Origin of the sequence: Pseudomonas sp. 65/3-MNA-CIBAN-0223, from assembly GCF_040310425.1 — a bacterium.
GTDB lineage: Bacteria > Pseudomonadota > Gammaproteobacteria > Pseudomonadales > Pseudomonadaceae > Aquipseudomonas > Aquipseudomonas gregormendelii.
In genome coordinates, this window is the sequence record NZ_JBEOPV010000228.1 from 1 (window position 1) to 257 (window position 257).

1 protein-coding gene is annotated in these 257 nt (G+C 58.4%); it reads left to right on the plus strand.

Translation table 11 applies throughout. The annotated features are described in order from the left end of the window. Nucleotides 1-257: cytochrome c1 (locus tag AAEZ09_RS28680; RefSeq protein ID WP_502947617.1), on the plus strand; the 257-nt coding region annotated here is incomplete at both ends.

Sequence of the window (257 nt, forward strand, 5' to 3'; positions counted from 1 at the left end):
GCGCTGCGCCTCCAGACTTGACGCTGGTTGCGCGTGTTCGTGGTAACGACTGGCTGTACTCGTACATGCGTAGCTTCTATGAGGATCCAGCGCGACCCTACGGCGTTAACAACACCGTGTTCCCGAACGTTGGCATGCCGCATGTACTTGCTCCTTTGCAAGGGCGTAGAGTCGTCGGTTGCAAGCAGGTCCAGGTGGTTGAGAACGGCCGCAAGCAGTTCGATCCCTTGACTGGCACGCCAATCACGGAAGAAGCG